The organism is Nocardia sp. XZ_19_385 (genome assembly GCF_015355755.1).
Classification (GTDB): domain Bacteria; phylum Actinomycetota; class Actinomycetes; order Mycobacteriales; family Mycobacteriaceae; genus Nocardia.
The window spans coordinates 63,062-76,812 of record NZ_JACVEE010000008.1 but is presented as its reverse complement, the minus strand read 5'-3'; the positions used below and the strand labels follow the sequence as shown (position 1 = coordinate 76,812).

At 66.2% G+C, this 13,751-nt stretch carries 14 protein-coding genes; 4 read left to right on the top strand and 10 right to left on the bottom strand.

Annotation, left to right across the window (positions count from 1 at the left end; translation table 11 throughout):
• Positions 1-31: 31 nt before the first annotated feature.
• The 3 genes from IBX22_RS36090 to IBX22_RS36080 all read right to left on the bottom strand — a co-directional run bounded on the left by IBX22_RS36090 (position 32) and on the right by IBX22_RS36080 (position 2,065).
• On the bottom strand, positions 32-484 hold the full coding sequence (locus IBX22_RS36090; RefSeq protein ID WP_194820327.1) for a universal stress protein: 453 nt from the start codon (positions 482-484) through the stop codon (positions 32-34).
• 295 nt (positions 485-779) lie between these two features.
• Positions 780-1,196 (bottom strand): DoxX family protein, encoded by a 417-nt coding sequence (locus IBX22_RS36085; protein ID WP_194820326.1) that lies wholly within the window; start codon positions 1,194-1,196, stop codon positions 780-782.
• Between the two features lie 2 nt (positions 1,197-1,198).
• Positions 1,199-2,065: a helix-turn-helix domain-containing protein gene (locus tag IBX22_RS36080; RefSeq protein WP_194820325.1), complete on the bottom strand. Its 867-nt coding sequence runs from the start codon at positions 2,063-2,065 to the stop codon at positions 1,199-1,201.
• 71 nt (positions 2,066-2,136) lie between these two features.
• Here IBX22_RS36080 and IBX22_RS36075 point away from each other — a divergent pair, with 71 nt between their 5' ends.
• On the top strand, positions 2,137-2,607 hold the full coding sequence (locus tag IBX22_RS36075) for a glyoxalase/bleomycin resistance/extradiol dioxygenase family protein (RefSeq protein WP_194820324.1): 471 nt from the start codon (positions 2,137-2,139) through the stop codon (positions 2,605-2,607).
• Between the two features lie 21 nt (positions 2,608-2,628).
• Here IBX22_RS36075 and uvrB read toward each other — a convergent pair whose 3' ends face one another.
• Positions 2,629-4,800 (bottom strand): excinuclease ABC subunit UvrB, encoded by a 2,172-nt coding sequence (gene uvrB, locus IBX22_RS36070; RefSeq protein WP_194820323.1) that lies wholly within the window; start codon positions 4,798-4,800, stop codon positions 2,629-2,631.
• Between the two features lie 114 nt (positions 4,801-4,914).
• Between uvrB and IBX22_RS36065 the strand changes: the two genes are divergently transcribed.
• A complete protein-coding gene (locus IBX22_RS36065; RefSeq protein WP_194820322.1) occupies positions 4,915-5,439 on the top strand; it encodes a DUF402 domain-containing protein in 525 nt (174 codons plus the stop codon).
• 1 nt (position 5,440) lies between these two features.
• On the opposite strand, the gene coaE is transcribed toward IBX22_RS36065, so the two are convergent.
• From coaE to IBX22_RS36035, 6 genes are all read right to left on the bottom strand, one after another.
• Positions 5,441-6,625 carry a dephospho-CoA kinase gene (coaE, locus tag IBX22_RS36060; protein WP_194820321.1) on the bottom strand — a complete coding sequence of 395 codons (1,185 nt, stop codon included), beginning with the start codon at positions 6,623-6,625 and terminating at the stop codon, positions 5,441-5,443.
• Between the two features lie 478 nt (positions 6,626-7,103).
• Complete coding sequence (locus IBX22_RS36055) at positions 7,104-8,510, bottom strand: MATE family efflux transporter (RefSeq protein WP_194820320.1); 1,407 nt, start codon at positions 8,508-8,510, stop codon at positions 7,104-7,106.
• A 7-nt stretch (positions 8,511-8,517) separates the two neighbouring features.
• Entirely contained in the window at positions 8,518-9,618 is a 1,101-nt protein-coding gene (locus IBX22_RS36050; protein ID WP_194820319.1) for a PLP-dependent cysteine synthase family protein, read from the bottom strand.
• Positions 9,615-10,931 carry an alanine racemase gene (locus IBX22_RS36045; protein ID WP_194820318.1) on the bottom strand — a complete coding sequence of 439 codons (1,317 nt, stop codon included), beginning with the start codon at positions 10,929-10,931 and terminating at the stop codon, positions 9,615-9,617. Before IBX22_RS36045 ends, IBX22_RS36050 begins: the two co-directional genes overlap by 4 nt.
• 11 nt (positions 10,932-10,942) lie before the next feature.
• Positions 10,943-11,920 carry an ornithine cyclodeaminase family protein gene (locus IBX22_RS36040; RefSeq protein ID WP_194820317.1) on the bottom strand — a complete coding sequence of 326 codons (978 nt, stop codon included), beginning with the start codon at positions 11,918-11,920 and terminating at the stop codon, positions 10,943-10,945.
• 65 nt (positions 11,921-11,985) lie between these two features.
• Positions 11,986-12,912, bottom strand: a complete 927-nt coding sequence (locus tag IBX22_RS36035) for a MerR family transcriptional regulator (protein WP_309234937.1) — start codon at positions 12,910-12,912, stop codon at positions 11,986-11,988.
• Between the two features lie 78 nt (positions 12,913-12,990).
• Between IBX22_RS36035 and acpM the strand changes: the two genes are divergently transcribed.
• Both acpM and IBX22_RS36025 read left to right on the top strand, forming a co-directional pair.
• Positions 12,991-13,296, top strand: a complete 306-nt coding sequence (gene acpM / locus IBX22_RS36030; RefSeq protein ID WP_194820316.1) for a meromycolate extension acyl carrier protein AcpM — start codon at positions 12,991-12,993, stop codon at positions 13,294-13,296.
• On the top strand, positions 13,293-13,736 hold the full coding sequence (locus IBX22_RS36025; RefSeq protein ID WP_194820315.1) for an SRPBCC domain-containing protein: 444 nt from the start codon (positions 13,293-13,295) through the stop codon (positions 13,734-13,736). Before acpM ends, IBX22_RS36025 begins: the two co-directional genes overlap by 4 nt.
• Positions 13,737-13,751 lie beyond the last annotated feature (15 nt).

Below are 13,751 nucleotides of genomic sequence, written 5' to 3'. Positions count from 1 at the left end.
CGCCGGGACGACCGCGGTAGGACGCGGCCGACTAGCGGACGGTGTGCACGATCAGCACGTCCGACCGCGATTTGCGCGCCACATCCGAGGGCACCGAGCCGAGCAGACGACCTGCCAGGGTGTTCAGGCCCCGGTTACCGACCACGAGCAGGTCGGCGTCGACCTCACGCACCAGGTTGAGCAGCGATTCGACGGGCTCGCCGACGACGGCGCGCTCGACGATGTCCTTGGCGCCGGCCTCGGTGGCGCGGTCGCGGGCGACCCGCAGGATCTCGTTCGTCGGCGCGGAGCCGCGCACCTGGTAGGCCTCTTCCTTGAGCACGTCGGCAGCGGCGGCTACGTCGCGGTCGTCGGTCGGGTAGTAGGCGCAGGCGACGATCAGCGTGGCATCGGCGGCGCCGGCCAGCGCGGCGGCCTTCTCGACGGCGACATACGACGAGTCCGAGCCATCGGTACCGACAACAATGGTCCGGTAGGCGGTCATCTTTCCTCCAACTTTGGGTCGGGTGCCTACGGTCGGCGCATCCGGACAAGTCGGAGCACCGTCGCGGCGACTGCGGTCGACCATAGCCGTAAAACGGGGGGAAATATCAGAAATCGCAACACATCACACTCGGTGGTGTCCGGCTTTCAGAGCCACGCACCGGCCGAGTGAATGGCGCCGGGGCCGAAGCTACCTGCGCCGATCCAATTCGTTGCGGCCATTTCTGTGACGCATCACAACTTGTCACGAACCTCGTTGCAGCTCTGGGAGATTCATCACAACACAGTATTGCGCGTCAGTCCTGATCGAAAAGCGGGCCGGTCAGGGTGAGGCCGAGTTCGGGGGTGCGGGCGAAGAACGCGAACAACATGAGCGCCGCGCCGATCAGCGCGAGGTTCTTGTTGAACTGGATCATCTGGGCCTGCTTGGCCTCCGGATCGGTGTCCTTCCAGAACGCGTGCATCATGAAGGTGACGGGGAGCAGGACGATGGCCAGCAGGAGCATCCCCGCATCGGCCCAGATCCCGAACAGGACGCTCAGCGCGCCGAGGCCCATCAGCGCCCCGGAGGCCAGGACACCGGCCTTGGGCGACGGGACCCCTTGGCTCTGCGCGTAGCCCGCCATCGCCTCGGTATTCGTGAAATGGCCCATTGCCGAACCCAGGAACAACACCGAGAACAAAACCCGCCCGATCAGCACTACTGCGTCCACAGTCACACCTCTCCGAGTATTTGCTGAAGATCCTCGGCCGAGCGTATCGAATTACGGGCGTATTCCAGCGGAGGCATTCCGACTTCGGCGGCGAACTCCCGGGAGAAATGCGCTTGGTCGAAATAGCCGAGTTCTATCGCGAGCGCGGCCAAATCCGCGCTGCGCCCTTTGGCGAGTAGATCGGCGCCGTCCTGCAGCCGGTAGCGGCGCAGCACCCATTTCGGCGCGGCGCCCACATAGCGGCGGAACAGACGCTGCAGAGTGCGGATGGGGATATCGAAGCGTTCGGTGATCTGGTCGACGCGCGTGAGTGCCGGATCCTCGGCCATTGCGGCGATGATCTCGAGCACCTGCCGATAGGCGTGGTCTTCCTGGGCGGCGCGCGGAGCGAGATAGTCCTCGACGAGGACGCGGCGCTGCTCGTCCGTCTGCGCGGCGAGCACCCGATCGGTCAGGGCGGCGGCATCGGGGAATACCTCGGCCAGGTCGACCACGCGGTCCCGCAGCGTCCCGACGTCCAGGCCGGTGAAAGCGCCGAAACCGCCCGCGCGGAACCGGACTCCGAAAGTCTCTCCGGCACCGGACAATTCGCGGATGTACTTGGTCGTGCACACGCCGTTGACGAAACCGCCCACCCGGGCGTTGTCACGTTCGAAGGTGACGTTCACGCACGGGAACGACAGCACCTCGGCGGAGTAGGGCGGCTTGCCGCGCAGGTCCCAGCGCACCGACCAATACCAGTCGACGAAGGCGGCGACACCCGGTCCCGCGGGTAATCGGTTCAAGGTGCGATGCCGCGCCTGCTCGCCCGGGTGCAGGATGCCTTTGACATCCTCGAGGGGCGCGGTCGCGGGCGTCCACCTGGGCATCAGCGCGCCTGCCGATCGTGGTGTCGCGTTCTTACAAGACCATTTTCCGGCCGCCGAGCAGACTTGTTTGCATGACGAACACCGTGAATCCGATTCCCGCCGACTACCATTCGATCACCTGTTTCCTCGCTGTCGCCGACGCGAACAAGGCCATCGATTTCTATAGCGCAGTGTTCGGCGCCGAAGTCATCAGCCGCAGCGACCTGCCCGACGGACAGGCCGCCCACGCCGAACTGAAGATCGGCGACTCGACGCTGCAGATGGGCATGCCCATCCCCGACAATGGCGTCCAAGCCCCCAACGGCGAATGGGTGCACACCTCGATCGTGCACTACTGCCCCGATGTCGATGCCACCATCGCCCGCGCCCGCGAACACGGCGCCCGCACCGCCGAGGACCCGCAAACTTTCGTCACCGGCGACCGTTTCGGGGTCGTCATCGACCCGTTCGGCCACCGCTGGGCGGTCATGACCCGGGTCGAGGACGTGCCGCGTGAAGAGGCCGAGCGCCGCGTCAACGAATGGATGGCGCAGCAGAGCTGATCCCGCTGTCATCGGTGCGGCTCAGCTCAGGCCGGCGGCGTCCATGCCGCGCAGTTCCTTCTTCAGGTCGGCGATCTCGTCGCGGAGGCGGCCCGCCAGCTCGAACTGCAACTCGCGTGCGGCGTTCATCATCTGGGCGGTCATTTCCTTGACCAGGTCGGCCAGTTCGGCGCGCGGCATCGACTTGATGTCGCGCCCCTCGTAGACGCCGGCGCTGACGGCCCGGCCCGGTTCGCCCTGGGCGCGCCGGCCGCGGCTGGCGTTGCGACCGGAGCCGCCGACGGCGACCTCGGAATCGTCGGCTTCCTGGTAGACCTGATCGAGGATGTCGGCGATCTTCTTGCGCAGCGGCTGCGGGTCGATGCCCATTTTTTCGTTGTAGGCAACCTGTTTGGCGCGGCGGCGGTCGGTCTCCTCGATGGCGTGCTGCATCGAGTCGGTGATCTTGTCGGCGTACATGTGGACTTCGCCGGAGACGTTGCGGGCCGCGCGGCCGATGGTCTGGATCAGGCTGGTGCTGCTACGCAGGAAGCCTTCCTTGTCGGCGTCGAGGATGGCGACCAGCGAAACCTCGGGCAGGTCGAGGCCCTCACGAAGCAGGTTGATGCCGACCAGGACGTCGTATTCGCCCAGGCGCAGCTGACGCAGCAGTTCCACGCGGCGCAGCGTGTCGATCTCGGAGTGCAGGTAGCGCACGCGCACGCCGAGGCCGAGCAGGTAGTCGGTGAGATCCTCGGACATCTTCTTGGTAAGGGTGGTGACCAGCACTCGCTCGTCGCGCTCGGTGCGCAGCCGGATCTCATGCAGCAGGTCGTCGATCTGGCCCTTGGTGGGTTTGACGATGACCTTCGGGTCGACCAGGCCGGTCGGGCGGATGACCTGCTCGACCACCTCACCACCGGCCTGGCCCAGCTCGTAGGGACCGGGAGTGGCCGACAGATACACCGTCTGCCCGATCCGGTCGGCGAACTCTTCCCAGGTGAGCGGGCGGTTGTCGATCGCGGACGGGAGCCGGAAGCCGAACTCCACCAGGTTGCGCTTGCGCGACATGTCGCCCTCGTACATGCCGCCGATCTGCGGCACAGTGACGTGCGATTCGTCGATGACGAGCAGGAAGTCGTCGGGGAAGTAGTCGATCAGGGTGGCGGGCGCGGAACCGGCGGGGCGGCCGTCGATATGGCGCGAGTAGTTCTCGATGCCGGAGCAGAACCCGACCTGGCGGATCATCTCGATGTCGTATTGGGTGCGCATGCGCAGCCGCTGTGCCTCCAGCAGCTTGCCCTGACGCTCGAACTCGGCCAGGCGCTGCTCGAGCTCGGCCTCGATCTCCTTGACCGCGCGCTCCATCCGCTCCGGGCCCGCCACATAGTGGGTGGCCGGGAAGATACGCAGCCGATCGACCTGCCGCACCACGTCGCCGGTGAGCGGATGCAGATAGTAGAGCGCTTCGATCTCGTCGCCGAAGAACTCGATGCGGACCGCGAGCTCCTCGTAGGAGGGGATGATCTCGACGGTGTCGCCGCGCACCCGGAACGAGCCACGCACAAAGGACATGTCGTTGCGGGTGTACTGCACGTCGACCAGCAGCCGCAGCAGGGCATCGCGATCGATCTCGTTGCCCACCTCGAGCGACACCGAGCGATCCAGGTAGGACTGCGGGGTACCGAGGCCGTAGATGCACGACACCGACGCGACCACCACGACATCGCGCCGCGACAGCAGGCTCGACGTCGCCGAGTGCCGCAGCCGCTCGACATCGTCGTTGATCGAGCTGTCCTTCTCGATGTAGGTATCGGTCTGCGCGATGTACGCCTCGGGCTGGTAGTAGTCGTAGTACGAAACGAAGTACTCGACCGCGTTGTTCGGCAGCATCTCCCGCAGCTCGTTGGCGAGCTGGGCGGCCAGCGTCTTGTTCGGCGCCATCACCAGGGTGGGTCGCTGCAGCTTCTCGATGAGCCAGGCCGTGGTGGCCGACTTACCGGTGCCGGTGGCGCCGAGCAGCACCACATCGCGCTCGCCGGCGGTGATCCGCCGTTCCAGCTCGGCGATGGCGGCGGGCTGGTCGCCGGCCGGTTTCAGATCACTGACCACCTGGATCCGCGCTTCGGAGCGCTCGATCTCCCCGACCGGGCGGAACTCCGAATGCGCGAGCGGCGGCTGAGCCTCATCAGGGATCTCGGTAGCGAAAGCCATGTACCCAGCGTAAGCGCAGGCACCGACAAGTTTCGCGGCCGCGATAAGGCGCCGTGAACAACACAGCTACCTTTACGACTCGACGTAGCGCCGTCGACGGTAGATTCTGAGTGCATGACACAGGCACCGGCAGTGGACCTGCACCCACCCAAGGTCGAGTACTTCGACCTCGCGAGCCTGACCAATACGGACCCCAAGGGGTTCGTCCGCGAGGTCGACAGCTATCAGGTGGCGCCCTGGGGCCTGTACATGGCGCGCTCCTCCGATCACGTGGAGTTCCACTACATCGAGTCCTGGCTGCTGCCGAAGCTGTCGTTGCGCGCGACCGTCTTCCACTTCAACCCCGCGCATCAGCGCGACCAGGACTACTACCTGGATCTCGGTGCGTACAGCCAGGTCGGCCCGCAGCGCTGGAAGTCGGTCGACCACTATCTCGACATCACGGTGCGCACCGGGCGCGACAGCGAACTGCTCGATGTCGACGAACTGCTGGCCGCGCACGCCGCGGGCTACCTCGACCTGACCGAGGCGCAGGCCGCGATCGAGCACGCCGCCAGCACCATGGACGGCATCGCCGCCAACGGCTATTCGCTGGAACGCTGGCTGACCGGCCAGGGCATCGAGCTGACCTGGCGCTGACTCAGCGCAGCCGTTCGTAAGCCGCGTCGAACCAAGGTTCCTTCACGCCGTAGTAGGCGTCGGCGGCCGCCGCGCCGGACAGCCCGGCAGCCTTGGCTTCGGCTTCGCGCTTCACCTCGAGGTATTCGGCGCGGGCCGCCGCGTCCGAACGCAGCCAGTCGCGGAACTCGAGCGCGAACCGCTGTCCGGGTGTGCCTTCCGCGCGGATATGCACGTTGGCCGGGCGACCCGGGTCGGCACTGCCGTGCAACCGCTTGGTCCACAGTGCATGATCAGCGCCCGCCGGATCCCCCTCGGTCGGCTTCGGATTGTCGTCTGTCACATCGTCTTTGCGCGGGAAGCCCGCCTCCGCCAACGCGGTCAGCAGTCCGTCGGCGGCTGCCATATCGGCCACGGTGATCTGGATGTCGATCACGTCCTTGGCGTCGAGCCCGGGCACCGCGGTGGACCCGATGTGGTCGATCCGCTGCGCCGCCGCACCGCAGGCGACCCACAACCGCGCGATGATCCGCTGCGCCTGTGCCGCCCAGTCCGGATCGGCGGGCACCAGCCGCAGCTCACCCTTGGCCGGACTGCCGGTGCGCTTGTTCTGCTCGAAGGGCACCAGCCGCTCGTCCCACAACCGGTGCACCACCGCGTCGATCGCGCCGGGCGCACCGTTGTTGTCCAGCAGCACATCCGCGACCGCGCGCCGCTGCTCGTCGGTGGCCTGCGCCGAAATACGCGCGCGCGCATCGATTTCGGAAACACCGCGGAATTCGACCAGCCGCCGGATCCGGGTTTCGGCCTCGACATCGACGACCAGAACCAGATTCATCAATGGCGCGAGACCATTCTCGACAAGCAACGGAATATCTTGCACCAGAATCGCATCCGGCGCCGCGGCGGAAATCAACTCGCCGGTGCGTTTACCCACCAATGGATGCGTAATGGAATTCAACGTGGCGCGGGATTCGTCGTCGGCGAACGCGCGCGCGGCCAGTGCGGGCCGGTCCAGGCTGCCGTCCTCGGCGAGAATGTCGTCGCCGAACGCGGCCACCAACGCGGCCAGCCCCTCGGTGCCGGGCGCGACGACTTCCCTGGCTATCACGTCGGAATCAATGAGGACCGCGCCGCGTTCGGCCAGAATCCGCGCCACCGTCGACTTGCCCGCTCCCATGCCTCCGGTGAGGCCGATCCGCAACATCGGACCAGTCTCGCATCCACCGCCCACACCGCCGCGCACCCCCCGCCGTCCGATGCTCCGGCTCAGCTGATTACCCACCGCCGCAGCCGGATTCACCCGCCCAGCTAACCCTTTCCCGTTCCGTGACGCCGCTGAGACCAATTCGCAACATTTTCGGCAGAAGCGGGCTCCGACCCGCGAACTTTCCGACACGCCACGCCAATTACTTCCGCAAAATACTCTGACACACCCATTTCTTCGGCTAATCTTCGGCGCAGGCGATCCAGGCCAGAGAACCAGCTAGCAAAGGAACACGATTGAGCACCAGAATCCACCAGACGGGTCGCCACCGTTTGGGTATGGCAGGGGGCGTGCACTGCCTCCAGATCCCTGCCGTCGCGGCCGCGCTCGCCGAGCATCGTCGCTCTTGGTTCACCGCATTGCTCAGCCCCGCCCGCCATAGCTTCGCCGCCATGCGGAAGCGCTCCACGGCGGCGGTCTATTGGGCACCGGCACCCGCTACCGCCAGCTGACCCGATTTCGGCACGCTGTGCAGGAAAGTGCGCCACACCAGCGCCGCAGTCGTGCCGAATCCCAGACACAACCCGAGCCAGATACCGGGACCCCGCCAATCCAGGCCGTATCCGAACACCACCATGGCGGGGATTCCGACGGCGAAGTAGCCGATCAACGTATTGCGTAGTCCGGCTTTCGTATTGCCGATGCCGCGCAGCAGTCCGATGCACAGGTTCTGTGAGCCCTTGCAGTACTGCTGCGCGATCGCGAACCACAACAGCGCCGAGGCCGCCGCGACCACTGCCGTGTCGTCGTGGTGGGAGCCGAGGAACGGTGCCAGCACGGTGCGCGGGAACAGGACGTAGCAGCCGCCGACCAGGGTCATGAATCCGAACCCGAGGACGAAGGTCCGCTGGGCGACACCGCGCACCTGCTCCCACTCCCCCTGTCCGATGGTCCGGCTGACCAGGATCGACGAGCCTTGGGACAGGCCGATATTCACCTGATAGACGATGTAGGCCAGTTGGTTCACGATATTGCTCGCGGCCAGCGCGACCGGCCCGAAACCACCCATCAGCAGCGTCGCGACCGAGGTGACGGCGGCTTCCGCGCCGTAGGTGAGCGAGATCGGGGTGCCCATCGAGACGATGCGCCGGACGGTGCCGGGGTCGGCGCGCCAGGCTTGCAGCGAGAGCAGCTCGCCGAGCACGGGATCGCGGCGCACGCTGGACAGATAGGTGCCGAAGGTCCAGAGCTGAACCAGCGTGGTGGACAATCCGATTCCGGCCAGGCCGAGTTCCGGGACGCCGAACCAGCCGAAGATGAACAGCGCGTTCAGCCCGGCGTTGACGGCGATGGACAGCAGCGTCACCCGCAGCAGCGAACCGGCGCGGCGCATGCCGACCGCGTACTGGCGCAGCACGTTCAGCCACAGCATCGGGATCAGGCCGGGCGCCAGCGTCCAGATGATCGGGCGGGCCAGATCCAGAACGGCAGGATCCTGGCCGAGCCAGGTCAGTGCGTAGCCGAGCCCGCTCAGGATCAGCGCGCCCGCCACTGCGATCACGGTCGCGACGGCCAAGGCGGCCCGCACGTAACCGCGCACCTCGGCCCGCGCCTGGTCGTCGAGTTCGCCTGTTCCGGTGCGCTTTTCGCCCCGGCCGACGGCACCCGCCACCATGTTGCCGACGCCGGTGACCATGCCGACGCACATGGTGCGGATCTGGTTGTAGAGCAGCAGCGCCAAGCCGCCCGCCGCCACCGCGGCGATGCCGAGCAGGCCCATCATGGCCAGATCCACAGTGGTCAGCGCGACTTGGGCGAGCTGGATGCCGGCGATGGGCGCGGCCAGCGCGACGATCACGCGATAGTCGCTTGTTCGAAATCTCATGGGTCTTTCAACTTCCCGTCTTGGCCAGCGCGCGGTCGCTGTCGAACCCCGCGCGGCAGGCATCGGCGGCGGCCAGCCGCAGCGATGCGTCGTAGGCGTCGAACAGCCGGAGGACGCGCTGTTGTGCCGCTTCGGAATACAGCCCGCGGGCCAGCAGCCAGTCCTCGTCGTAGACGGTGTCGAGGTACTTCTCCCCCGCGTCGCAGGCCAGCACCACCGCGGTACTGCCCGCCGGCAGCTGCACCAGCCTGCGCAAGGCCGCGAACACCGCCGCGCCCGCGGTACCGCCGATCAGGATGCCGATGCGCCGCGCCACCACCCGCGCGGTGGCGAAAGCGTCCACGTCGCCGACCTGGCAGGCCTCGTCGATGGCGGCGTATTTCACGTTGCCGCCGACCGCGAATCCGGCGGGGCTGCCCGCGCCGGTCTGCCAGTAGCGACCGGCGGGACCGCCGAAGATGATCGAACCGGCGGGTTCGATGCCGATCGCCCGCACCCGCGAACCCAGTCGGCGTAGCTCTTCGACTGTGCCGCAGAGGGATCCGCCGGTGCCGACCGCGCCGACCAGGTAGTCGACGTCGGTGTTCAGATCGGTGTGCAGTTCGCCCGCCAGTTCGCGATAGCCCGCGTTGTTGTGCGGATTGTTGTGCTGGTCCGGGCGATACGCGCCGGTGGCCGCGGCGATCTCGCCGGCGACCCGGCGGCGCTCGACCGTGCTCGGACCGCCGGTATCCGCGCCGTCCACTCGAACCAGTTGTGCCCCCATGGCTTTCATGGCGCGCAACTTGTCCTGGGCCGCGTGCCCGTCGACGACGGCGGTGAAGGTGTAGCCGCGTTCCAGCGCCATCAGGGCCAGACCGGTCCCGGTATTGCCGGAGGTGGGTTCGACGATGTGCCCGCCGGGACGCAGCAGGCCGTCCCGTTCGGCTTGGAGCACCATCTCCCGCGCCATCCGCACCTTCGCCGAGCCGGTCGGGTTGAACTGCTCCAGCTTGAGCAGCAGGCGGCTGCCCGCGCCGGTGCGGGTGAGTTCGAGCAGTGGGGTGGCGCCGATCAATTCGGAGGCGTGCCGAACGACGTTCTCCCGGATCCGGGGCAGCCGCGTCACCGGTCCAGCCTCCAGTGCAGCCGGTCGCCGTCGTCGGTGACCACCACCTTCGGCGGTAGCGGCAGTTGATGGAATTCGCTTTCGTTCTTGTCCATCTGATATCCGGCGGTATTCGGATACAGCAGCAGATCACCGAATTCCGGGCGCTGCGGCAGGATGATCTTGCGCCAGGTGAGCACGTCGTATTCCATGCAGCTGGAGCCGCCGACGCAGGAGGCGATCGGGGTCGCGGCGGAATCGGCGTTGCGCGGCAGCAGAATGGGATCGGGCAGGAATTCGCTGCCTTTCCATTGTTCGGACACGCTCATGCTCAATCCCTGCACCGTCGTGATTCCGTGGTCGGCATTGCGTTTGAAACCGAGTACCGGGAAAGCGGTGAAACCGGCGTCGATGAGCAGGGCGCGGCCGGGTTCGAGGAACAGTTCGACGTCGTTGGCGCGCAGGTGATCTGCCAAGGTCCGGCCGTCGAAGCCGGTGGTGAGGATCGCGTCGAGCATGGCCGCGCCGTTCGGCCCCTGCGCGTAGGGATAGAACTTGTCGAATCGTTTGCCCGCGTGGAACAGCTGGCCGGTGCCGCGTTCGGTGAACGCCGCCCAGTCCGCCTCGCTCAGGTAGCTGCAAGCGAAGCCGCCGCCGATGGAGATGGCGGAGATCGGGTGGCCCTGAGCTTTTGCCTTGGCGCACAGGGTGATCAGGTCATAGGCGAGCTCGGCGCGTGGCCGCACCTGGTAGCCGTCGAGATGGAAGGAGAAGCCGATCAGGTCGACCGCATCGAGTTGTCCGCACCGGGTGACGGCCGCTTCGAGGTCGGGCTCCGACAAGCCGAACCGGCTGTGCGGTGCGTTAGGGGGTAGGCGGCGCAACAGGATTCGTACCCGGCCGGACCTTCCGGCTATCTCGGCGAGTCGCTCGAGCTCGTCGAGCGCGTCGACGGCCACCACACAATCGTGCCGGGCGGCGAGCCGCAGCAGCTCGGCACTCTTGGCCGCGCCCGTCACGCCGATATCGCGGCCTCGCACACCATGCGCGAGCGCGTGCACCAGCTCCGGTTCGCTCGCCACGTCCACCGATCCGTCGAAGTCGGCGACGACATCGAGCCAGCAGCCCGCCTTGTTCGCCTTCTTTCCGTAGTAGACCCGCCCCGGAACCCGATGTACGGCAAGCACTTCCTGAAACGACCGCAGGTTCTGCTCGAACTGCTGCGGGTAGACGACATGGAACGGCCCGCCGACGGCATGGTGGATGTCGAACAGCAAGTCCGGCTCGGACCGCACCCGACGCTGCCACTCCTGTTCCAGTGCAGTCAGTTTCATCAACTCGGTGCTCAGGTCCACAGTTCCACCCGCTGTCCGCGCCCGGCCGCCACCGCGCGGGTGGCCAGCGCATGCGCCACCGGAATGTCGGTGATGATCATTCCGCTGGAGAACGCGAAGACTCGATCATCGTCGGCGCGCCGTCCCGGAGCCCGGCCTGCAACGATCTGCGGAAGCTCGGCATCGATCCGGACCGTTTCACCGGACCCAGCCAAACGTGTTCCGGTGACACCCAATTGGCCGGTGCTGGTCGCGATCGCGTAGTCGGCCTGCCGCAACGCCCCGCTCTCCACTCCTTTGCTCGCCACCGAGATGAGCAACCCACCCGGCCGCAACCACTCGGTGCGCACCTTCGGATGCGCCGCCCGCCCGGAAGCGACCACGACGATGTCCGACTCCGCCACCGCCGAAGGCACGTCGTCGACCAGGTCGATCTCGCGGTCGGGGAACCAGCGCCGCATGATGGCGACACTCTCGGCGATCCCGTCCGGATGAGTGCCGAACAACCGCAATCTTTCCAACCGCGGCAGCGCGGTTGCCAAGTACGGCAACGTATTTCGCCCCTGCACCCCGGTGCCGAGCATCAACGCACTCGTCGCCCCTTCGCGCGCACAATGCTTCGCGGTGATCGCCGTGGTCGCCGGCGTGCGAGCCGCACCCACCCGCTGACAATCCATGAACGCGAACGGCAGCCCCGTCACATCGTCGTACAAACTGATTGTCGTGTAGTACTTCTCGGCGCTCTCACTACCCTGCCGATACGAGGTCTTGAACCCGACCTGCTCCAGCGACCCGTCATATCCGAGCATCGAATACGACACCGCATCCCGCTCGGTCTTCGGGATGGGCATCATCAGCTTCACGGGGCACCGCGAATCCCCTTGCGCGAAAGCCAGATAGGCCTCTTCCACGATTTCGATGACCTCGGCCGGGGTGAGCTCGACGTCGTGCAAATCGGTCCGGGTCAATACGTGCATGGCTTGGGTCATAGAACAGCATCCTAAACCTTACTGACAATGATTGTCAGTACCATGGTGACCCATGCCATAGCGTTTCAGTGCGCGTCGGCGGAGTCGGCCAGTGCCTTGTACACCCAGTTGTGGGCTCGCCCGACAGTGACGCGGTCGCCGAGGACCTGATCTGTCAATGCCCAGTAACGATGAATCCGCTGGTCGTCGTCGGTGGCGCCGGCCAGGAGTTGCGCACGGAAGCGCCGGGAGTCGCGTTCACCGCGGGCGTCGGCGTGAGCGTTGACGAAGCCGTCGAGTTCGCTGCCCTCGCGCGGTCGCGCCCCTTCGGAGATGCGCGACACCACGTCGCACATAACGTCGCCCATCTCGATGTAGAGGCCGTGGCGGTCACGAATGAGGTCCGGCCGATACCGCCAGAATTGCTGTCGCACAACACTGTCCATCGCACGGTCGGCCACGAGCGCAGCCAACTCGGCGTAGGCGACAACTTCGTCGACACCGGGATCAGCCGGTGGGTCTGGAACATTCCCGCACAGCCACATCTCCACATCCCCGCGCGGCAGCGGATCGAGGACACGTCTCCAGAACTGCACGAGGCAATCATGTGCCGCAACACCGTCGTGCGCGGCGGCAAGCAACGCGAGGCGCGAGGCGCGCTGCCCCGGGGCAGCGGCCTCGACTGCTCGCAGTGCCGCCCGCCGCCAGCCCAGCGACCGGAATTCGACGTCGAGGCGCGCACTTTCGGCAGTTATCGCCTCCTCCAGCGACCGCTCTCCGTGCAGCACCTCGGTGATCGCGCCCAGCCCGAGACCGAGCGCACGCAAACGGCGAATCAGCAGCACTCGTTCGGTGGCGGCCTCGGCATCGAAGATTCGATGCCCGCCCGCGCTACGGCGAGATTCCAGAATGCCCTCGTCGCAATAGAACCGGATTGTTCGCACCGCGAGACCAGCGCTGCGCGCCAACTCCCCGATGCTCATCACCACGCTGGCTTGTGTGTTGTCTGTCACAACTTGTTGAACCTCCACCCCGGTGGAGCTCCTAGCGTAATGGCGTACCGGACAACTGATTACACAGGAGACTGATTCGTGGCTACCACGCAGGAAGAAATCGTCGCCGGCATCGCGGAGATCGTCGAAGAAGTGACGGGCATCGAGGCCGACGAGGTGACGGTCGAGAAAGCCTTCGTCGAAGACCTCGACATCGACTCACTGTCGCTGGTGGAGATCGCCGTACAGCTCGAGGACAAGTACGCCGTCAAGATCCCGGACGAAGACCTGGCGAGCTTGCGAACCGTCGCAGACGCGGTCGTCTACGTCCAGAAGATGGAGGCCGAGCAGCCGCGACTCGCCGCGGAGATGGAGGCGAAATTCAAGGAAGGCCAAGGGAATTGATTGCCGACACCCATTTGAATCCAGCCGCGATCGAACTCGGCAGCTTCTTCCCGCAGCCATCCGACGCCGTGTGGCGCGCATTGACCGAACCCGACCTGTTGGAGCGGTGGCTGCTTCGACCGACCGGCTTCGCCGCCTCGGCCGGAACCCGATTCCGCTTCACCATCCCCAATGCCATTATCAATGAGATCGTCTGCGAGGTGCTCACGGCCCAGCCGCGCGAGCGGCTGACCTACAGCTCGAACTATCCGCAGGCCGACTATCCCACCCGGTGGATTGTCGACTGGACGCTGTGGCCGCAGGGTCGCGGCACTCGACTTCTGTTGACACAGACAGGTTTCGATATCGCAGACCGTCGACAGAAGATGGCCCGTAATGCCATGGAGCGCAGCTGGAAACGCAATCTCCTGCCGCGGCTCGGCGAAGTGATCCGCCGCTGAGACGCCCGCGGCTTT